Annotated in this window: 16 protein-coding genes; 6 read left to right on the top strand and 10 right to left on the bottom strand. The window is 47.7% G+C overall.

Annotated features, from left to right (window positions below; all coding sequences use genetic code 11):
• Nucleotides 1-220: 220 nt before the first annotated feature.
• Both RS889_RS03880 and RS889_RS03885 read right to left on the bottom strand, forming a co-directional pair.
• The gene (locus RS889_RS03880) at nucleotides 221-2,101 is read right to left on the bottom strand and encodes a reverse transcriptase domain-containing protein (protein ID WP_315709390.1); all 1,881 of its coding nucleotides are present in this window, start codon (nucleotides 2,099-2,101) and stop codon (nucleotides 221-223) included.
• Between the two features lie 615 nt (nucleotides 2,102-2,716).
• On the bottom strand, nucleotides 2,717-3,271 hold the full coding sequence (locus RS889_RS03885; protein WP_021017059.1) for a single-stranded DNA-binding protein: 555 nt from the start codon (nucleotides 3,269-3,271) through the stop codon (nucleotides 2,717-2,719).
• Nucleotides 3,272-3,503: 232 nt separating this feature from the next.
• Between RS889_RS03885 and uvrA the strand changes: the two genes are divergently transcribed.
• Nucleotides 3,504-6,335, top strand: a complete 2,832-nt coding sequence (gene uvrA, locus RS889_RS03890) for an excinuclease ABC subunit UvrA (protein ID WP_315709392.1) — start codon at nucleotides 3,504-3,506, stop codon at nucleotides 6,333-6,335.
• Nucleotides 6,336-6,359: 24 nt separating this feature from the next.
• Nucleotides 6,360-6,779: a secondary thiamine-phosphate synthase enzyme YjbQ gene (locus tag RS889_RS03895; protein WP_315709393.1), complete on the top strand. Its 420-nt coding sequence runs from the start codon at nucleotides 6,360-6,362 to the stop codon at nucleotides 6,777-6,779.
• Nucleotides 6,780-6,876: 97 nt separating this feature from the next.
• On the opposite strand, the gene RS889_RS03900 is transcribed toward RS889_RS03895, so the two are convergent.
• Complete coding sequence (locus tag RS889_RS03900) at nucleotides 6,877-8,442, bottom strand: sensor domain-containing diguanylate cyclase (RefSeq protein ID WP_425475111.1); 1,566 nt, start codon at nucleotides 8,440-8,442, stop codon at nucleotides 6,877-6,879.
• A 1,113-nt stretch (nucleotides 8,443-9,555) separates the two neighbouring features.
• Between RS889_RS03900 and RS889_RS03905 the strand changes: the two genes are divergently transcribed.
• Complete coding sequence (locus RS889_RS03905; protein ID WP_315709395.1) at nucleotides 9,556-11,253, top strand: methyl-accepting chemotaxis protein; 1,698 nt, start codon at nucleotides 9,556-9,558, stop codon at nucleotides 11,251-11,253.
• Nucleotides 11,254-11,368: 115 nt separating this feature from the next.
• Here the strand turns inward: RS889_RS03905 and RS889_RS03910 are convergent, their stop codons facing one another.
• From RS889_RS03910 to RS889_RS03920, 3 genes are all read right to left on the bottom strand, one after another.
• Nucleotides 11,369-12,562: an amino acid aminotransferase gene (locus RS889_RS03910; protein ID WP_021017665.1), complete on the bottom strand. Its 1,194-nt coding sequence runs from the start codon at nucleotides 12,560-12,562 to the stop codon at nucleotides 11,369-11,371.
• Nucleotides 12,563-12,627: 65 nt separating this feature from the next.
• Complete coding sequence (locus tag RS889_RS03915) at nucleotides 12,628-13,242, bottom strand: YitT family protein (RefSeq protein ID WP_290180486.1); 615 nt, start codon at nucleotides 13,240-13,242, stop codon at nucleotides 12,628-12,630.
• A 246-nt stretch (nucleotides 13,243-13,488) separates the two neighbouring features.
• Nucleotides 13,489-13,968, bottom strand: coding sequence for an Lrp/AsnC family transcriptional regulator (locus RS889_RS03920; protein WP_315709397.1), 480 nt, complete (start codon nucleotides 13,966-13,968; stop codon nucleotides 13,489-13,491).
• A gap of 550 nt (nucleotides 13,969-14,518) precedes the next feature.
• Here RS889_RS03920 and RS889_RS03925 point away from each other — a divergent pair.
• Together RS889_RS03925 and bhsA are read left to right on the top strand one after the other, a co-directional pair.
• Nucleotides 14,519-15,283, top strand: a complete 765-nt coding sequence (locus tag RS889_RS03925; RefSeq protein ID WP_315709399.1) for a transporter substrate-binding domain-containing protein — start codon at nucleotides 14,519-14,521, stop codon at nucleotides 15,281-15,283.
• Nucleotides 15,284-15,534: 251 nt separating this feature from the next.
• The gene (bhsA, locus tag RS889_RS03930; protein WP_315709400.1) at nucleotides 15,535-15,783 is read left to right on the top strand and encodes a multiple stress resistance protein BhsA; all 249 of its coding nucleotides are present in this window, start codon (nucleotides 15,535-15,537) and stop codon (nucleotides 15,781-15,783) included.
• Nucleotides 15,784-15,964: 181 nt separating this feature from the next.
• Here the strand turns inward: bhsA and alr are convergent, their stop codons facing one another.
• Together alr and dnaB are read right to left on the bottom strand one after the other, a co-directional pair.
• Nucleotides 15,965-17,044 carry an alanine racemase gene (alr, locus tag RS889_RS03935; RefSeq protein WP_315709401.1) on the bottom strand — a complete coding sequence of 360 codons (1,080 nt, stop codon included), beginning with the start codon at nucleotides 17,042-17,044 and terminating at the stop codon, nucleotides 15,965-15,967.
• 17 nt (nucleotides 17,045-17,061) lie between these two features.
• On the bottom strand, nucleotides 17,062-18,465 hold the full coding sequence (gene dnaB, locus RS889_RS03940) for a replicative DNA helicase (RefSeq protein WP_021017659.1): 1,404 nt from the start codon (nucleotides 18,463-18,465) through the stop codon (nucleotides 17,062-17,064).
• Between the two features lie 124 nt (nucleotides 18,466-18,589).
• Here dnaB and RS889_RS03945 point away from each other — a divergent pair, with 124 nt between their 5' ends.
• Nucleotides 18,590-19,579: a quinone oxidoreductase gene (locus RS889_RS03945; protein ID WP_315709403.1), complete on the top strand. Its 990-nt coding sequence runs from the start codon at nucleotides 18,590-18,592 to the stop codon at nucleotides 19,577-19,579.
• A 315-nt stretch (nucleotides 19,580-19,894) separates the two neighbouring features.
• Here RS889_RS03945 and pspG read toward each other — a convergent pair whose 3' ends face one another.
• Both pspG and dusA read right to left on the bottom strand, forming a co-directional pair.
• On the bottom strand, nucleotides 19,895-20,116 hold the full coding sequence (gene pspG, locus RS889_RS03950; protein WP_290180480.1) for an envelope stress response protein PspG: 222 nt from the start codon (nucleotides 20,114-20,116) through the stop codon (nucleotides 19,895-19,897).
• 177 nt (nucleotides 20,117-20,293) lie between these two features.
• Nucleotides 20,294-21,235, bottom strand: a complete 942-nt coding sequence (gene dusA, locus RS889_RS03955) for a tRNA dihydrouridine(20/20a) synthase DusA (protein ID WP_425475132.1) — start codon at nucleotides 21,233-21,235, stop codon at nucleotides 20,294-20,296.
• Between the last annotated feature and the right edge of the window lie 153 nt (nucleotides 21,236-21,388).

A 21,388-nucleotide genomic window follows, 5' to 3' on the forward strand; every position in this document is an offset into this window, starting at 1 on the left:
TTGTATATCAGCAAGGTAGGCCACTTCTTTTGGCGATGCATTATATTTTTTACGTCCATAAAAATGAAATACCCTGTAAATACAGGGCATTATAGTGACTTCTTTATAGAGGTGCTCTCAGGTAGGCGGTTGGGTAGGGTACGTGCGTCCTGACGGATTAGCCGTTACCCCCCCACCGAACCGGACTTGCACATTTCTATGCATCCGGCTCTCCATTGGATCAAACAAAGCTTCTTCGGTCTGGCAGTGTTCCTCTGTGAAGGTTGACGTGACAGATCCGGCAGATCACTAATGTTTTCCTGTTACGGGCAATCATCAGCTTCTTCCAGTTATCTGTACCCGACTTGATATCCTTAAGTTTCCTCACATGGTGGACTTCAAAAGGGCCGGTTCTGGTACCGCAATATTCACATTGGCATGCAGCCATCCTGTCCAGCAATTCAGTTCTACCAGAATATTTATGCGTATTCGGCAATATATCCGGTGAACTGTGTTTGGGCGCACTCCTGTTTTTGAGTCTAAATACCTCCAACTCATATACCTTTCCATTACGATTTTCCCGATAAACATACCTGCCATCCGCTTGCCTTAACCGCCGCGCGATTTTGGTGCGAGATATCCGATGTTTACCTGCCAGTGTCTTATAAAGACTATTTTCCCATATCCAATGCAACTTATTGAGATAGAGAACGGGGGCAAGATTGTAGTAATTCGCGTAGCCGCGCATTTCAGCGTTGTACTGACCAATGATTTCATAGTCAGACATGTGCATCATTGCTGGCCGAGCCGCACTATTACCATATCCGCCATCGTAATTCCCATAGCCACGTAGAGAGCAGAATTTCAGGATTCTTTCCCTCGGTACACCCAGATGGACGTGTTCCGTTATCGTACGTTTTACCGCATGAGTTTTACTTCCATCTGTATTAAGCCCTACAACACATTTGACCTGTTTTCTTTCACGGCGTGTTTTTATTTCATAACCGAGAAAAGTGAATCCTTTCTTCGGGTCAATAATTCCGGATTTTTCCTTTGATATTTCCAAATGAAGTTCGGATTCAACAAAATCGACAACCTCTTCCATTATCTTTTTTGCCTCACCTTTACTTCCTATCACTCCAATCAGAAAATCATCAGCATATCGAACATACCGCATTCTTTTGAATTCAGTATCATCCATAATAACACTGGGTAGTGTGCGCAATTGTTTCTCCAGTTCATCCGCTTCCTGTTTCCACTTTTGGATTTTCTGCTCATCAGCAGGCATTCCTGAAGCGCCGAAACCTTGCCTGATCCATTTAATACGATTTGTCCGGTTTTGTAGTGCTCTTCTGTATATGGGATTGGGTTTCCTCCGTCCTCCTTTGCCGAACTCGGTGATTCTATTTTTCATAAATTCATCAAGCTCGTGGAGAAATACATTGGCAAGAATAGGGGAGATAATGCCACCTTGTGGTGTTCCGCTATGAGTGCCAAAGTAACGCCAGTTGTCCAGATAGCCAGCTTTCAGGAACTTCTTGAGAAGCGCCAGAAATTTGTTATCAGCGATCCGCTTGCTCAGGAATTTCAGCAGCAGATCGTGGTCAATGTTGTCGAAGTAACCTTTGATATCAACATCACATACCCATTTTGTTCCTTTCCAACCGTTTCTGATTTCTTTTAATGCAGAATGACAGGAACGCTCAGGCCTGAATCCATAGCTCCAGTCGCTAAAAACCGGTTCATAGATCTCTTCCAATAACATTCTCATTACTTCCTGTATTAATTTATCGTCTCCGGTTGGAATACCTAATGGACGTTTCTTTCCATTCGGTTTTCGGGCATCTTTGGGTATGTGCGTGCGCTTACAAGGTTTGGGTATGTACGAACCGGACTCTATGAGGTGAATAAGACTGATAATCCTGTCCACACTCATTCCATCCATCGTATTGTTATTTATTCCTCTCGTCATGGCTCCCTGATTAGAATAAATATTAGCATAGGCCTGTGCCCAAAGATCTTTATTACTGCACATGATTTTATGCAGTTTCTTGATCTTATAACCTTGTATACTGGCTTTGTTTATACCATTTAGAGCATTGAGTGTTCTCTGTGATAGCACTGACTATCGAACCCCCGCTTCTATTAGTATAGATCCAACTGACTCCCTTCCCCCTTACGAATATAGTTTCATTGATAATTACTTATCAATTTATATATATTTTTCAGATTGGTTAGCCAATTGCGACTCCATTACAGAGCTACGTTGGGTACTACGGAGTCTCCGTTACCATATTGGTTAATTACTTAACCAACTTAGGTAATCCCGTATTTCTTTGTAGTCAAGGTGCATCCCACTTAGGTTTCACTTACGTTCAATTACCACTCTCACCGAGCAGGTGCCAACATTGTTGGATATAGTAACCTTCTAAAAATAATTACTATAAATATTGGTATGACTCCTAAATAACCGTGAGCCATCGATATCCCGAAACCCACTATGAACTATGATTCAACCAATCAGGCTTAACCATATGGGATTTGCAATGGCTGGCGCAAAGTAGGTTATTTCCCCGCAACCAGCCTTTTCCTGACATGCTACACTCCCCTCCCTCTTTCGAGGTTCAAACCCATTACTAAGTAAGGATAAGTCAGGCTTGCAATAGGCACTCCAACAGCCTATGATTAATTCAATAACTCGAATTAACCACTTGATTTACAAAGCAAAACGGCGCACCTAGAACGGAATATCGTCGTCAAAATCCATCGGCGGTTCGTTGCTGCTGGGTGCTGGCGTGTTTTGCGGGCGTGGTGCCGCTGCCTGTGCGCCACCGCTGAACTGGTTGGCGGCAGGTGGTTGCTGTGGTTGTCCCCAGCCACCTTGTTGTGGATTCCCGCCACCTGCTGGCGCCGCACCACCTGGCGCTGCCGCACCGCCGCCTGCACGGCCACCGATCATCTGCATGGTGCCGCCAACGTTGACCACCACTTCGGTGGTGTAACGATCCTGCCCACTTTGATCTGTCCATTTGCGGGTCTGAAGCTGGCCTTCAATATAAACCTGAGACCCTTTGCGGAGATATTCACCCGCGACTTCTGCCAGTTTGCCAAACAGTACTACGCGGTGCCATTCTGTCTTTTCTTTCTGCTCGCCGGTCTGCTTGTCGCGCCAGGCTTCGGAAGTGGCCAGGGTAATATTGGCTACCGCGCCACCATTCGGCATGTAACGGACTTCGGGGTCTTGTCCCAGATGCCCGAGAAGTATCACTTTATTAACGCCTCTGCTGGCCATGTTGGTGTCTCCTGATATATCGACTTTTAAAGTGTAAACGATAGATTCTAGCACGCCACTATAGTAGATAGTACCCGCGAGCTGTTATCCGAAAATTTTCCATTTATTGCACTTGTTGCAGTCTAATACTGGATATTCATTCAGCTTTTTTTGTGCCATAATCAGCCGTTTCATATTGGCTTGCTTTCGTCCAGAGAAGATGGAAACAGCGTTTATCGCGGGAAGAGTGTGAATGGATAATATCGAAGTTCGTGGTGCCCGTACCCATAATCTCAAGAATATCAACCTGATAATTCCACGCGATAAACTGATCGTCGTGACCGGTCTTTCCGGTTCAGGCAAGTCATCGCTGGCTTTTGATACCTTGTACGCCGAAGGCCAGCGCCGCTACGTGGAGTCGCTTTCAGCTTATGCCCGCCAGTTTTTATCCTTGATGGAAAAACCGGACGTTGATCATATCGAAGGGTTGTCACCCGCGATTTCTATTGAACAGAAATCCACTTCACATAACCCGCGTTCCACCGTCGGGACGATTACCGAAATTCATGACTATCTGCGTCTACTGTTTGCCCGTGTGGGCGAGCCGCGTTGCCCTGAACATGATATTCCGCTGGATGCCCAGACCGTCAGCCAGATGGTGGATAACGTGCTGGCGCAGCCGGAAGGCAAACGTCTGATGCTGTTAGCGCCCATTGTGAAAGATCGTAAAGGGGAACATACCAAAACCCTGGAAAATCTGGCAACACAAGGCTATATCCGTGCCCGTATTGATGGTGAAGTCTGTGACCTTTCTGACCCGCCGAAGCTGGAACTTCAGAAAAAACACACCATTGAAATAGTGGTGGACCGTTTCAAAGTACGTGATGACCTGGCCCAGCGGCTGGCTGAATCGTTTGAAACCGCACTGGATCTGTCCGGCGGCACCGCTATTGTTGCGGATATGGACGACGACACTCAATCTGAATTGCTGTTCTCCGCCAATTTTGCCTGTCCGGTCTGTGGTTACAGTATGAATGAACTGGAACCACGTATGTTCTCCTTCAATAATCCCGCCGGAGCCTGCCCGAGTTGTGATGGCTTGGGGGTACAACAGTTCTTCGATCCGGCACGCGTAATACAGAATGCGGAACTGTCATTGGCGGGAGGGGCAATACGCGGCTGGGACCGGCGTAATTTTTACTATTTCCAGATGCTTCGCTCGCTGGCGGAGCATTATAAATTTGATGTCGATGCACCGTTTGAGAATCTCGGCGCAGAGGTTCAGAACGTCATTCTTTACGGCTCCGGCAAGCAGTCCATTGAATTTAAATATATCAATGACCGTGGTGATACTTCCGTGCGTCGTCATCCGTTTGAGGGTGTGCTGCATAACATGGAGCGTCGCTATAAGGAAACGGAATCCACGGCGGTACGTGAGGAACTGGCAAAATTTATCAGCAGCCGTCCTTGCACCAGCTGCCACGGTACCCGCCTGCGTGAAGAGGCGCGTCATGTCTTTGTAGAACAGACCACGTTGCCACAAATTTCCGACATGAGCATCGGTCATGCAATGACCTTCTTTCGGAACATGAAACTGAGTGGTCAGCGGGCACAAATCGCCGAAAAAATACTCAAAGAGATTGGTGACCGACTTAAATTCCTGGTGAATGTCGGGTTGAACTATCTGTCACTGTCCCGTTCGGCAGAAACCCTATCGGGGGGAGAAGCCCAGCGTATCCGTCTTGCCAGCCAGATTGGTGCCGGGTTGGTGGGCGTGATGTACGTGCTGGACGAGCCATCTATCGGTCTGCATCAACGCGACAATGAGCGTCTGCTGGATACCTTGATTCATCTGCGTAATCTGGGCAATACCGTTATTGTGGTCGAGCATGATGAAGAGGCGATCCGTGCGGCTGATCATGTCATTGATATTGGCCCTGGTGCTGGTGTTCACGGCGGACAAGTGATCGCGGAAGGTACGGTCGAGCAGATCATGGCGGTGCCGGAATCACTTACCGGTCAGTTCCTCAGTGGTGCGCGGAAAATCGATGTGCCGGAAACGCGTGTCCCGGCCGATCCCACCAAAGTGCTGAAGCTGGTAGGTGCCAAAGGTAATAACCTGAAAGAGGTAACTCTGACGTTACCGGTCGGGTTGTTCACCTGTATTACCGGGGTTTCCGGTTCAGGCAAGTCTACATTGATCAACGATACTCTGTTCCCGATCGCGCAGCGACAATTGAATGGTGCGACGCTGGGTGAACCAGCGCCGTATCGGGAAATTCATGGGTTGGAATATTTCGACAAGGTGATTGATATTGACCAAAGCCCGATTGGTCGTACTCCACGTTCCAACCCGGCAACCTATACCGGTATTTTTACGCCGATTCGTGAACTGTTTGCTGGCGTGCCGGAATCTCGCAGCCGGGGATATAATCCGGGTCGTTTCAGTTTTAACGTGCGGGGTGGGCGTTGCGAGGCTTGTCAGGGTGATGGTGTTATCAAAGTGGAAATGCATTTCCTGCCCGATATTTATGTGCCGTGTGATCAGTGTAAAGGCAAGCGCTATAACCGCGAGACGTTGGAGATTAAATACAAGGGCAAAAGTATTCACGAAGTGCTGGATATGACGATTGAAGAAGCCCGTGAATTCTTTGATGCTATTCCGGCACTGGCTCGCAAGCTGCAAACGCTGATGGATGTCGGGCTGTCCTATATCCGTTTGGGGCAGTCGGCCACCACGCTTTCAGGGGGTGAGGCACAACGTGTCAAACTGGCGCGTGAACTGTCGAAGCGTGGCACCGGGCAAACACTGTATATTCTGGATGAGCCTACCACTGGCCTGCATTTTGCCGATATCCAGCAATTGCTGGCGGTACTGCACCAGTTACGAGACCAGGGCAATACCATCGTAGTGATCGAGCATAATCTTGACGTGATCAAAACAGCCGACTGGATTGTCGATCTCGGTCCGGAAGGTGGTAGTGGCGGCGGTGAGATTCTGGTAGCGGGCACGCCGGAAACGGTGGCGCAGTGTGAGAAATCGTATACTGCACGTTTTCTGAAGCCGATGCTGGAACGTCCGTGAATTGATTGTCGGCAGGGGTGTGATATGTGGATACAACACGAAATTCGTCTCAAGCTAAAAGCCAGAGGGTTTCATCTGATTACCGATGAAGTGTTAGCGCAAGTCGGTGAAATCAGGCAAATCAATATCGGCCTGATGCATGTGTTTATCAAGCATACCTCTGCATCATTAACCCTCAATGAAAATGCCGACCCTACCGTGCGAGCGGATTTCGAACGTTTTTTCAATCATCTGGTGCCGGAAGATGCGCCCTATTATCGTCACACCTATGAGGGTAGTGATGACATGCCCGCACATCTTAAGGGTAGCCTGCTGGGTAACAGTCTGAGTCTTCCCATCCGCAATGGACAATTAAATATTGGTACCTGGCAAGGGATTTACCTGTGTGAACATCGTAATCACGGCGGTAATCGTACGCTGGTGGTGACGTTGCAGGGCGAGTAACCAGGCATTGACGTGAAAAACGATAGTGGTCGTTAAAAAATTACCCAATAAATTTCAATATGCATTAATGCGAGATGCTGTGCGGTCGGTGGCAAGATCAAGAATATGCTGGTGAGACATCATCAGAAATATACCGAACGACGACTCTATTCCTGCCGTCTTTTTTTGCTTGATACAGGGCGGTGTCCGCGGTTTTAATGGCAATATCGAATGTGGATTTGTCAGGATTGAACGTCGTAACGCCAACAGAGATAGTAATATGCTGACATCCCGGAAATTGATGATTTTCCACATTGCTTCGTAGCCGCTCGGCAATTAGCGCTGCAATGTGAATGTTTGTTCCTGGCAGCAACATTAAAAATTCCTCACCGCCGGTACGACACATAAGGTCTACCTTTCTCGCGCTGGAGCGAATGAGTCGGGCTAACAGCCGGATAACTTCATCACCGGTACTATGCCCGAAAGTATCATTCACATGCTTGAAATGATCGATATCAATAACGATAGCGGAGACGGTTTCATTTTCTAATAAAATCATATCAATACTATCATGCAGCCCACGACGGTTTAATAAACCGGTCAATGGATCGGTGTGTGCTTCGGAGCTGAGGCGTCCGATACGTTTATGTAGCAAAACCGTTCCTAACAGAATAACACGCTTCAATTGTTCGACTTCTAAATACCAGGAGGGGACGGATTTGATTTTGTCGATAACGCCAGGTTCATCCATTTTGCTGGCGGACATGGCAAGATGACGCAACGGGCGGACAATATAGAATGCAAGAATAGTAAGAATCAATAATGTGAGAATGACGACAGGTGACCCCACTTTTAATATATTGAACATCACATCATTAAGTGGAGCAATGACTGACTGAGATGATTGTAAAGTGATAATGGTCCAATCGGAGCTTTTTACTCTGGCGAATCCTGCAAGCGCGGGTGGCTCCCCTTGAACGCTCGGCATAAGAAATGTGCCTTTATCATGCCAGAAAATAGTGTTTCTGACCCGCTCGTCAGTAATCGTTTTTCCAATGTTCTGTTTGTTGTGGTTATAGATAATAACTCCATTTTTATCAACTACATAGATATTATGCATGTCATTAGAAAATTGGGTGTTCATAAACTCGTTGAGAATTCTGCGATTGTTAAGATAGATGGTCCCACCGATATATCCAACCTGATTACCTTGCTTATCTTTAATTGGCACTGATATAAAAATGATATAGTTACCTGTCGTGGAGGTATATGGTTGGCTGATAAAGAATTTTTTTTCTTTAAGGGCAAGTTGACTTGTATTTGATGTAAGTGTTACTCCAACCAGATTTAATTCTTTCGGGGATGCCGCTATGACGTAATTTCTACTGTTAACAACCACGACCGAATTGAAATTATGACTCAGTTGACGGATGCACTCGACTTCAGATTGTAAATTTTTTTCATCTTTATAATTTTTCTCGATTAATTGTGCGCCATAGGTCAATTGCTCTCTAGAGGTAGAGAAAAAACTTTCGACTGTTGCCGATAACTTGGATGAGTAATTCAAGTTGAAATTAAATATTTGATCTGAAAGTAATTTTTTCTGTACTTTATAAATTGAAAAATAACTATTCAATAATGTGATGACTATGCTGGCTATAGAGATAGCTAATATCAGCCACAACAAGTTTATCTGAAAAATCTTTCTTATTCTCATTTATCGTCAACCGACTTATTATAAATAATAGATGTGCAGCCAATGATAACGGCATAGCTGATTAGCGTGCTAAGTATTGCTGTGACTAAATAAATAAAGTATTAGTCAATGTTTTACTTAGTGTCAATATGAGTGACGATAAATTTGTATAAATTGCGAGGGATTAACACATAGGTTTAAGAATCCTGTCCATTCTATTTGGGGATTGCTGATAATTGTTAAATCGTAGGCGGTATTTTATTGTCAATTATTATTGTGTGACAAGCGTTAGATGCGTGTTGAATTGGGTTGTATGCTGAACTGAATTGTGAACAATACGCCATTTTAAAAATGGTTAGTTCATATTGATATCTGCCTAAATTATAACCAGAACCATTGATCTGTTTTTTCCTTATAAAATCAGATGGCTGTTATGGGATATACGTAATGAATTTCTATTCACCGACTATGTCTGAGGATGGGTAATCAGAGGCAGAGAATAAGAAGTCGTATACAGATACGGGTGTGTTAAACAGAGGGACACATTTTGTGGAGGTATGATGCCAGGTGTAATGACATTCCTTGTAAATAGGCCCCATATGGTTGCCATAATTTTTTATAACACAGTGTCTTGTGATTCTTGATCCTTCTGCCGATCGATCTGCTGTTTTTAATAGCCAAATCCTATTGTTTCGTATTTTTTAAATGATTATAACGATCAAAAGATAAAGCTACCCTACATCTTGCCGATAGAGGGAATAGGCAACGGAATGGATGTTGACTGTAGACGTGTGGCGAGGGCATTTCTATAAGAAATAGTGATTATCTATTCAGTGTTATTTTTATATATTTTGTGGCGTTATTTTTTATAAGTCACGGACTGTGAAAAAGAAATAATTTTTTATGCTGAAAATAGCGGCGAGAATTATTTCGGGATAATGCTGCGTTGGTAAAGTCACCAATGAGCTACCTTTAAGCTTTTATTGGTACTGTCCGTGAATGGTGTCCCCTCCAATGTTAAAGCCAAAAGTTCCACTGTGGTTGTCTTAACAAGATTTTCTTAACGAATTTATTTCCATGGAATTAATATAGGAGTGGGTTATGCATTTATCTAACTGGCGAATAGGTTATCGTTTAAGTGCCGGGTTCACTTTTTTGGTGATGATGCTTTTTATCGTAAGTATGATTTCTATTAAAAAATTATCTGACTTTCATGACAGTGCGCTTGACATTGTTACCGTGTTATATCCTCAGACAGTGGATTCTAATGAACTTATTAGTGATGTGAATTCGGGAGTCCAGGTTTTCCAGCAGCTAATGTTACTCTCCGAACAGGAAAAAATAAAAAGCACTGTCGATTCTATTGCGGATATCTCCAAAAATATAAGTCAACTGATGGATAAGCTCGAAAACAGTGCCAATAATTCTCATGACACTCAATCGCTTCAGATGCTTAAGAATATCCGGCGTATTCGTGCCGATTTTTTAACCTCAGGACAAACGATCAGCAGTCAAATATTGGCGGGCAATCGGGAGGCGGCGCTCAATGAGTTCAATTCACATCTTTATCCTGTGCAATCAGAATATCGTAAGGCGGTGCATCAGTTAGTGGACCATCAGGATGACATGATGAGTGCGACAGTTGATGTGATGACCAAAACCTATAGTGAGACCCGATGGGTTTTATTGGGTATTTTTGCCATTTGTGCCGCGTTAGGTGCCTGGATAGCCTGGTCGATGACGCATAGCGTAACACGACCGATACATCAGGCATTAGAGGTGGCGGATAAAGTGTCACAGGGCGATCTGACATCAACGATCGTAGCCGTTCACAAAGATGAAACCGGTATGTTGCTCCAGTCGTTGGATCACATGAATGCCAGTTTGCGCCAGATTGTCGGTCAAGTACGTGATGGCGCGGAAACCATTTCGACAGCAGCCTCACAGATAGCAGCGGGAAATCAGGACCTTTCTGCCCGGACAGAGGAACAGGCAAGTTCGTTGGAGCAAACCGCCTCGTCAATGGAAGAGTTGACATCGACGATTAAAAATACGGCGGACAATACGCATCAGGCGACCGAAATTTCAAATAAAGCATCGAGCGCAGCGCAGCGCAGTAGTGAAGTAATGCATTCTGTCACGCAGAAGATGCGCGGCATTCGGGACTCTTCGCAACGGATGGCTGAAATCATCGGTGTTATTGATGGCATTGCATTTCAGACTAATATTCTGGCGCTAAATGCGGCGGTGGAAGCGGCCCGTGCTGGCGAGCAGGGGCGCGGGTTTGCCGTGGTTGCCGGAGAGGTTCGATCTTTGGCGCAGCGCAGTGCTACCGCGGCGAAAGAGATCAAGGAGTTGATTGATGACTCTGTTGACAATATTCAGGATGGCATGCAATTGGTGGATACTGCCGAGGAAACAATGAATGGGCTGGCGGCTCATGTGCAGGATGTAAACCATATTATCAGTGAAATATCGCAAGCCAGCCGGGAGCAGAGCGATGGCATTAACCAAATCAACATCGCTGTGGGGCAAATTGATACGACGACCCAACAGAATGCGGCATTGGTTGAAGAGTCGGCCTCCGCGGCGTTGTCTCTGCAATCACAGGCGGCAATGCTGGCAGAAGCTGTGAGTGCGTTTAAACTGCACATCAGCCAATCGGAATCTGAACGGTTTCAGTATGCCTCTCAGCAGAGTCCTATGTTAACTCCGGCGTTGCCTGCTGGCAGAATATCTACGATGAGCAAAGGGAAGGACACTGCCGCTTCATCTGCTGGCGAATGGACATCATTCTAACATATCCTGATTATGTGATTTCTTTTGGGTACGCCTGCATAAGCAGGCGTTCTTCTTGCTGAGATGTGTTTGACAAGAGGCCCACTTTCGCGGGCATGATCAGGTTGAAACGGGCTTACTGTACCGCGGCGAAGGCTTCCGCTACTCGTTGTACGTTATCGTGGTTGAGGCCAGCCATACAAACGCGACCGCTGGCGATCAGGTATACGCCGAACTCTTCCCGCAGGCGATCAACCTGTTCCGGGCTGAAGCCGGTATAGCTGAACATGCCACGCTGGGTCAGCAGATAATCAAAGTTCCGTGTTGGTAGCGCTTTTTTCAGGGTATCGACCAGTGTCTGACGCATAGCAATAATACGGATGCGCATCGCTTCCACTTCCGCTTTCCACTCCGCATTCAACGTGGCGTCATTCAGCACACGGGAAACCACCTGCGCACCGAAGCTCGGCGGGCTGGAGTAGTTGCGACGAACTGTAGCTTTCAATTGACCCAGTACACGCACTGCGGCTTCCTGATCTTCACAAACCACGGAAAGCCCACCAACGCGTTCACCGTACAGCGAGAAGATTTTGGAGAACGAATTGCTGATCAGTGCCGGTAGTCCGGTACCTGCGATAGCGCGGATGGCGTAGGCATCGTCGTCAATGCCGTCGCCAAAGCCTTGATAGGCGATATCCAGAAACGGGATCAGTTCACGGCTGATCAGGACTTCAATGACCTGATCCCATTGTGAATTGGTCAGGTCGGAACCGGTCGGGTTATGGCAGCATGGGTGCAATAGCACAATGCTGCGCGGCGGTAACTGTTTCAGTGTGTCGAGCATGGCATCGATGTTGACACCCAGACTGTCGGCATCAAAATAGGGGTAAGTATGCACCTTGAAACCAGCACCGGAGAAAATGGCTACATGGTTTTCCCAGGTTGGATCGCTTACCCATACTTCTGACTCCGGGAAATAGCGCTTGAGGAAGTCCGCCCCGATTTTCAGTGCGCCGGAGCCGCCCAGTGTCTGGATGGTCGCGATACGCTGAGCGGTCAGTGCCGGATGGCGTTCTCCAAATAGCAGTTTCTGAATCGCATTGCGGTAAGGCTGCAAGCCTTCCATCGGCAGATAAACCGAGGCCTGTGCCGGCAGAGCTTGAAGCTGTTGCTCAGCGATGCTGACAGCCTGGAGCTGGGGAATCGTTCCTTGTTCGTCATAATACAGCCCAATACTGAGGTTAACCTTGTCAGTTCTGGGGTCCTGTTTGAACTTCTCCATCAGTGACAGGATGGGATCGCCAGCATAGGCGTCAACATGTTGGAACACGGTCTTATTCTCCTGATAATAAAAGTATCGGGTTGTGCGGTGGCTAACGGTGTGCTGCGCCAGTTTTACACTGTATAACGACCCGGACGGTGGTTCATCGCGATAATCAGATTCAGAATAGTGGCACCCAGCACGGATGTTATCAGCATAGGTATGCTTACCACGAACAGCGAAGCCAGCACAATGGTTACATCTACCGCCATCTGGAATTTCCCCGCCCGAATAGCATATTTATCCTGTAAATAGAGCGCCAGAATATTTACCCCGCCCAGACTGGCTTTATGACGGAACAGTACAATAAACCCCAATCCCATGATGATATTGCCAAACAGCGTGGCGTAGAACGGGTTCAGATGGTCGATATGGATAAACAATGTGTGCAGATCGGAAAACAGTGACACCAGTGCTACGGCGCAGAAGGTTTTGAGGGTGAAGTTCCATCCCATGCGGTGAATAGACAGATAATAAAATGGCAGATTGAGCAGGAAGAAGGCGATCCCGAAAGAGACGTGTGTCAGATAGTGAAGCAGGAAAGCCATTCCGGCTGTGCCGCCAGTTAATGCTCCAGACTGGCGTAATAAAATAATCCCGAAAGAGACCATCAGCGTGCCGATCAGGATCGCCAGAACATCTTCCAGAAGTGTGTGTGATAGTTTTGCAGTGGTAATAACGTTATCCATGTAAAGGCGCTCAATTCAAAAGAACACCTTTACTTTCAAGCAAAAAGCGCACCACCGCTGCTGTCGGCGATACCGGATTACGCTAATACTGAGCAGCAATAATGTTAACTTATTGAAACTATTACATCAAAATTTGCACAAATAATGCATTTATTGGTCTTATTTCCGTTGAATATCGCGATTATTGTGCCAGTAATGCACTAACTATACATGGCTGTGCACTATCGCGAAGCATACTGCCCTGAATTAGGGCAGTGTTGTGGCCACCGGTGTTGTCAATCCATTCTCTTTCAAGCGGTTGAGTACTACAGAGGTTTTTAGATGTGCCACGCTTTTATTCTGCGACAAAATCTGGCTGATCAGGTCGCTCAGGCCATGCAGGTCCGACACGGCGACTTTTAGCAGGTAATCTGCGTCACCCGTGGTTTTATAGGCATCGATAATGGCGTCGACATCACCGAGCATAGTATGAAAACTGTTAACACAGTCCGGCGTATGGTTGATGAGCCGGACCTCAATCAGCCCCAGCATTTCCAGCCCTACGGCATCTGGTGCCAGTCGAGCGTGATAACCAAGAATCATCTGCGCTTGTTCCAGTGCAATACGGCGGCGGGAGCATTGAGAAGCGGAAAGCCCTACCAGATCGCTTAACTCCTGATTGGTCAGACGTCCGTTTGCCTGCAATAACCGCAGAATTTTTAGATCAAAATCATCAACGTTGTACATGCCAATAACCTGCCAAAGATGTTGTGGGACTACAGACTAGCAGCTTTCCCCATTACCGAAAGCAGAGGTTTTACCTCACTCAAGGCTGGGGAGGATTTTTACGGGAGACGTTGCATCATCGTGCTTCATTACTGTGCATTTATAATGGTTAATCATACTTTTACACGCATAAAACATCTCACTTGTGCACCAAATAAAGAATGTATACCCAAAATAATTCGAGTTGCAGGAAGGCGGCAAGTGAGCGAATCCCGATGAGCTTACTCAGGTAAGTGATTCGGGTGAGCGAACGCAGCCAACACACCTGCAACTTGAAGTATGACAGGTATACCCATCTATATACATGAGGTGTGAATTTATCCTGCGGTTTGAATTTTTAATTTACTCAAAATGTTAATTGTTATGGCTATGACCCTGGGGATCCGTATTTCTGTGTGGATGATCCCGCTCTGGCTACTGGCAATAGCGATAGGCTATTCAATCAAAAAGAAAAAAAGTACAGTGTCTGCTTTGGTAGTCAATTCGGGTAATAGTTAATCAAGGGGAAGAAATGAAAAAATGGTTGCCGCTCGTCCTGCTGACTGTCGCAGGCGGTGCCAGTGCCGCCTCGCATCTGGATCAGATCCAGATGCAGAGTGTGTTGAAAGTATGCACTACGGGAGATTACAAGCCCTACACCTCGTTGCGCGGCGACGGAAGCTATGAAGGGATTGATATCTCAATGGCGGAATCGCTGGCGAAAAGCCTGGGAGTAAAAGTTGAGTGGGTGAAAACCAGCTGGAAAACGTTAATGCCTGATTTTCAGTCCGGTAAATGTGATATTGCCATGGGCGGGATTTCAGTCACGCTGGCGCGGCAGAAGCAGGTGTTTTTCACCAATATGCTGGATGTGGACGGTAAAATTCCGTTCGTTCGCTGTGAAGACAAGAATAAATATCAAACCATTGAGCAGCTTAATCGACCTGCTGTTCGCCTGGTGGAACCCGCGGGTGGTACTAATGAGGCGTTTGTACATGCGTATTTACCGAAAGCCACTCTGGCTTTGCACGATAATGTAACCATTTTTCAGCAATTGGTGGATAAGAAAGCGGACGTCATGATTACCGATGCCTCTGAAGCATTATTCCAGCAGAAACACTATCCGCAGTTGTGTACGGTAAACCCTGACAAACCGTTGCAGTATGGTGAAAAAGCCTACATGTTGCCGCGTGATGATATGAGCTGGAAACTGTATGTCGACCAGTGGCTGCATCTCGCTAAAATGACGGGACAGTATCAGAAAATCCTCGGTCAGTGGTTGGCCAGCTCGAAATAATCCCTCTTTGCCCTGTCACAACCTCACCCGGAACGCTGCCGTATTCAGGGCGCTTTCCGGGTCCAAAACCTACAATTTTAATGTACTGATATGCGTGAGTAGTGTGATGTTTCTTACTCTTAAAATATTCAGTTATTTTGAATGACAATGGCAAATTAACCCGTTTTTAATGACCAGATAGCAGGATTATGATGCTCCACATCGAAGGCAATATCAGCCTTTATAACCAAAAAAATTGTGAGAATCTTATCATGAAAGCTATCAGAAATTTTGTTGCAGTTATCGCATTGTCTACCATTTCTTTCGGCACCTTCGCTGCTACAGAAGTGCAGCGCTCACAAGGCCAGAGTATGGGTACCGTATCCGCCACTGGTTTTAGTCTGGATGATCTACAGTCGCAGTTGGCAGAGAAAGCCAATGCCGCTGGCGCGAAGTCTTTCCGTATTATCTCGACCAATGGTGGGAACCAACTACGTGGTGTAGCGGAGCTGTATAACTGATGCCATTTTTGGCATGGAAAGGTACTTGTAGAAAGATACGCGTTCCTGAGCCGGGAACGCGTCATGCAGTTTTACTGTTGCTTTTCCATGGACAGCTGGCGCGATATGGCAGAAATCCGCATGGTGTTCATGGTGTTCATGGTGTTCATGGTGTTATGCGGTTTCTGCTTTGTTTTTCAGCTTATTCGTCAACGTATTCCAGTTGAATACGGGAGGTCAGGCGAGTAATCAGTTCATAGGCGCTGATGCCGTTAAAGGCAGCAACTTTTTCCACCGGTAGATTTTTCCCCCACAGAATCACCTCATCACCAACGTTGTCCTGCGCCTCCGGTCCCAGGTCGACCGAAATCATGTCCATCGAAACCCGGCCTACTAACGGCACCTCACGACCATTGACCCACACCGGCGTCCCACTTTTAGCACCACGCGGATAGCCGTCACCATAGCCCATGGCCACCACACCCAGTTTTGTATTGCGTGGGCTACTCCAGGTACTGCCGTAACCGACAGGTTCTCCTGCCTGGTGGTCGCGTACCGCAATAAGATGTGAAGTCAGTGTCATGGCGGGCTGCAAATTCCATCGGCTGGCATCACCCGTGTCCAAAGGGGAAACACCATACAGAATAATGCCAGGGCGGACCTGATCACGGTGAGCTTGCGGCCACAACAAAATGCCGCCAGACGCCGCAATGGATTGTGCTCCCGGTTTGTCTTTGGTGAATGCATCAAAACAGCTGAGTTGGCGCGCTGTGGTATCCAGTTCTGGTTCATCAGCCCGGCAAAAATGGCTCATGATATTCACCGGTTGTACCACATTGTGGCAATGGGCGAGCCGCTGGTAGAACGCTTCTGCCTGTTCCGGTAGCACACCGAGACGATGCATGCCGGTATCCAGTTTCATCCATACTTTTAATGGGCGCGAGAGCGAAGCTTGTTCCAATGCTGCCAGTTGTTCCACGCTGTGGATAGCGGTTTCCAACTGGTGCTCGGCCAGCAGCGGCACATCGCCGGCGGAGAAAAAGCCTTCCAGCAGTAGGATCGGTTTAGTGATTCCCCCGGCACGTAATACCAGTGCTTCACTGAGACGGGAGACGCCATAACCGTCAGCGTCGTTGAGAATGTGGGCGGCTTCCAGTGCGCCGTGCCCATAGGCATTGGCTTTTACAACGGCAATCAGACGGCTTTGTGGCGCCATCTGGCGAATTAATTGCAGGTTGTGTTGCAAAGCGCGGCGATTAATGACGGCGGTTGCCGTTTTCATTCTGCATCCTTAGCGAATTAGTCATCATATTGTGGGCCAGCGTAATTATCGAAACGCGACCACTGCCCGTTAAAGGTCAAGCGCACAGTACCGATAGGGCCGTTACGCTGTTTCCCTAAAATAATTTCGGCGATACCTTTCATATCACTGCTTTCATGATAAACCTCGTCACGGTAGATAAACATAATCAGGTCGGCGTCTTGCTCGATGGAGCCGGATTCACGCAGGTCTGAGTTTATCGGACGTTTATCGGCGCGTTGTTCCAGCCCGCGATTGAGCTGTGACAGCGCCACTACCGGGACTTGCAATTCTTTTGCCAACGCTTTGAGTGAACGGGAAATTTCTGCAATTTCCAGTGTGCGGTTATCTGACAGCGCTGGCACCCGCATCAATTGCAGGTAGTCGATCATAATCAGACTCAGGCCGTCGTGTTCGCGGAATACCCGACGGGCGCGGGAGCGAACTTCAGTTGGCGTCAGGCCGGAGGAATCATCAATGTACATATTGCGTTTTTCCAGCAGCAACCCCATGGTGCTGGAAATTCGCGCCCAGTCTTCATCATCCAACTGACCGGTGCGGATGCGGGTTTGATCGACGCGGGACAGCGAGGCCAGCATACGCATCATGATCTGCTCGCCGGGCATTTCCAGACTGAAGATCAGCACGGGTTTATCCTGCGTCATGGCGGCATTTTCACACAGGTTCATGGCAAAGGTGGTTTTCCCCATTGAAGGGCGGGCGGCAATGATGATCAGATCGGATTTTTGCAGACCGGCGGTTTTTTTATCCAGATCCTGATAGCCGCTGGATACTCCGGTAACACCATCATGTGGGCGTTGATATAACTGTTCGATACGCGAGACGGTGTTTTCCAGAATACGATCAATACTTTTTGGTCCGTCATCTTTACTGGCCCGATTTTCAGCGATCTGAAACACGCGGGATTCGGCCAAATCCAGTAAATCCTCACTGCTGCGGCCTTGTGGATCGTAACCGGCATCGGCAATTTCATTGGCCACGGCGATCATCTCCCGCACCACTGCACGTTCACGCACGATATCGGCATATGCGCCGATATTCGCCGCGCTGGGCGTGTTTTTCGCCAGCTCAGCCAGATAAGCAAAACTACCTGCCGATTCCAGTTCACCTTTCTGTTCCAGGGATTCGGAAAGGGTAATCAGGTCAATGGGCTTGTTCATCTCCAGCAGACGCTGCATTTCGCTGAAAATCAGGCGGTGAGCCCGGTTGAAAAAGTCATTGGTGGATACGCGTTCGGATACGTTGTCCCAGCGCTCGTTATCGAGCATCAAGCCCCCCAATACCGACTGCTCCGCTTCCAGCGAATGAGGGGGGAGTTTTAACCCTTCTACCTGACGATCGCGGGGTCCTGTCGATTTATTGGTCGGTCTTTTTTCTGCCATTGAGCGCATTCTTTACTGGTTGATTTACCCTAAGAGAGAAGCGCATTGTATATCCGAAAAGCAGGAATGGCACGTTCTGGCTGTCATGGTAAATAAGCGAAAGCAGATATAACGAGGAGAAGACATGACCAAGCGTATTCAATTCAGTACTCATGGTGGGCCAGAGGTGCTGGAATATGTAGATTTCATTCCCCATGATCCTACGCTGAATGAGGTTCAGGTGGAGAACCGGGCTATCGGGATCAATTTTATTGATACCTATTTCAGGTCCGGTCTGTATTCACCGCCGTCGCTGCCTTCTGGACTCGGGACAGAAGCCGCAGGGGTCGTCATCAAAGTGGGAGCCAATGTCAGAAATGTTAAGGTTGGTGACCGGGTTGTCTATGCGCAGTCTATGCTCGGTGCTTATAGTGAAATACATAATGTACCGGAAGATAAGATCGCCATTCTGCCAGATGCCATCAGCTTTGAGCAGGCTGCGGCCTCTTTCCTCAAAGGGCTGACAGTTTATTATCTGTTGCGCCAGACTTATGAAATCAAATCCGGTGAGCTGTTTCTGTTCCATGCTGCCGCAGGCGGTGTCGGCCTGATAGCTTGTCAGTGGGCGAAAGCCCTTGGCGCGAAGTTGATTGGTACGGTGAGTTCTGAACAGAAAGCCGCGTTGGCGCAGCAGGCTGGCGCCTGGGCCACCATCAATTACCGTACGGAAGATATTGTTCATCGGGTGCTGGAACTGACAGATGAACAGAAAGTCAGTGTGGTTTATGACTCGGTGGGAAAAGACACCTGGGAAACATCACTGGATTGTCTGAAGCGCCGTGGTCTGATGGTGAGTTTTGGCAATACTTCCGGGCCGGTAACCGGCGTTAATCTGGGGATTCTGAACCAGAAAGGGTCGTTGTATGTCACCCGACCTTCGTTGTTTAGCTATATCACTAACCGTACCGAACTGGCGCAGGCCAGTAGTGAATTGTTTTCCATGGTGGCCAGTGGCGCGATTAAGGTTGATGTGGCAGATAAGCAAAAGTTTGCGCTGGAGGATGCACAAGCGGCTCACCGGGCGCTGGAAGGCAGTCAAACCTCGGGTTCCAGTTTGTTGATTCCAGCGCTATAACCGGATTATCAGAAATAAAAGCGCCTCCATAAAAGGAGGCGTTTTTCTACAGCGGTAATTCCATCGAACCGTATTGTAGGATACAGCGGAATGGTGTCATGGACGATGTCACTGAGTGACTATTATTGATTTCCTGACACCGATGAAATCGGTATTAGTGCGCATATAACCGCAACGCAACACTCACCAGCAGCTGATGTGCTGCACATCCTAACAACAGTGATAAACGAAAAATATCTGTTGGCGCACAATTTTGCATGAAAATAGTGTACATCAGCGCTTAACACGCCGTTTTTACTCTGATTTACGCTGTTGTCAGCGGTAATAGCGTGTCGGTTTCTTTTGATAATAACGCCATATCCACACTACCAGTACAGCCAATAACAGCCAGGGAAGCAGTTTGATTGCCATAATAAACAGTCCGCCCAGTAGCATAAAAAACGTAGCAACCACCAGCGCGGCGATGACACCCAATAGCGACACACCCGTCACCATCAGCATAATAAAGAAACCAATAACGAAGAAAATATCAAACATGGCCTGCTCCTGTGGTAACGATTCTGGATTTGATTGACCATCAATTATCTCAGTGGCCGCTATATAGGAATAACAAGATCTGTGCCAAGAATATAGCGTAGATAACCTCTTGATTTAGCGGTGTTAGAAAACATTTCAGGTTTGATGATGTGGTCTAATACGCTAACTATTAGTATTTTACACCTGGTTATGCTCTACCAGTGACAGTGCTTTTTCAACTACGGCGACGCCAGCACCCGGTTTATGGACCTGTTCACTCAAATAACGACGCCAGCGACGAGCACCGGGTATCCCCTGAAACAACCCCAGCATATGTCGGGTGATATGACCCAGACTGGTTCCCTGTGTCAGCTCTCGTTCGATATAGGGATACATGGTTTCGACCACGGCAAAGGGACTCGGCGTGTGATCGAGACCAAACAGCTGCTGATCAACCTGTGCCAGCATACCTGGATTTTGATATGCCTCGCGTCCGATCATCACGCCATCCACATGTTGCAGATGGATTTTGGCCTCTTCCAGCGTTTTGATACCGCCGTTAATCGCGATGGTCAGCGCTGGAAAATCCCGCTTCAGTTGATAAACTCGGGAGTAGTCCAGCGGTGGTATTTCCCGGTTTTCTTTCGGGCTGAGACCGGAAAGCCAGGCTTTGCGGGCATGTACGATAAACGAATTGCAACCACCGCGTTCTGCCACTGTATGAATAAAATCACACAGGAAAGCGTAGCTATCCTGATCGTCAATACCGATACGGGTTTTGACGGTGACAGGAATGTTGACCTGCTCGCGCATTGCCTGCACACCATCCGCTACCAACGCTGCTTCCGCCATCAGGCAGGCGCCAAAACGGCCGTTCTGTACTCTATCAGACGGGCAACCGACGTTCAGGTTGATCTCATCGTAGCCGCGCTGTTCCGCCAACGCGGCACATTGCGCCAGTGCGGCCGGATCGCTCCCCCCGAGTTGCAGAGCCAGTGGATGTTCTTCTTCGCTGTAAGTCAGATAGTCGCCTTTGCCGTAGATAATGGCGCCGGTGGTTACCATCTCGGTATATAACAGCGCTTGGTGGCTCAATAGGCGGTGAAAATAGCGGCAGTGGCGATCTGTCCAATCCAGCATCGGTGCGACGCTGAAGCGGCCGCGCCAGAATGACGGCGACACAACGGTGGATTCCGAGGTCTGCTGGGGCGCTGATGCGGTTGATGGCTTACTCATAAACGATGCTGACTCACTGCCGGAGAGAGAGAAATAAGGGACGTAATATAACGTGAT

The sequence above is a fragment of the Brenneria uluponensis genome (genome assembly GCF_032395385.1).
Taxonomy (GTDB): Bacteria; Pseudomonadota; Gammaproteobacteria; order Enterobacterales; family Enterobacteriaceae; genus Prodigiosinella; species Prodigiosinella aquatilis.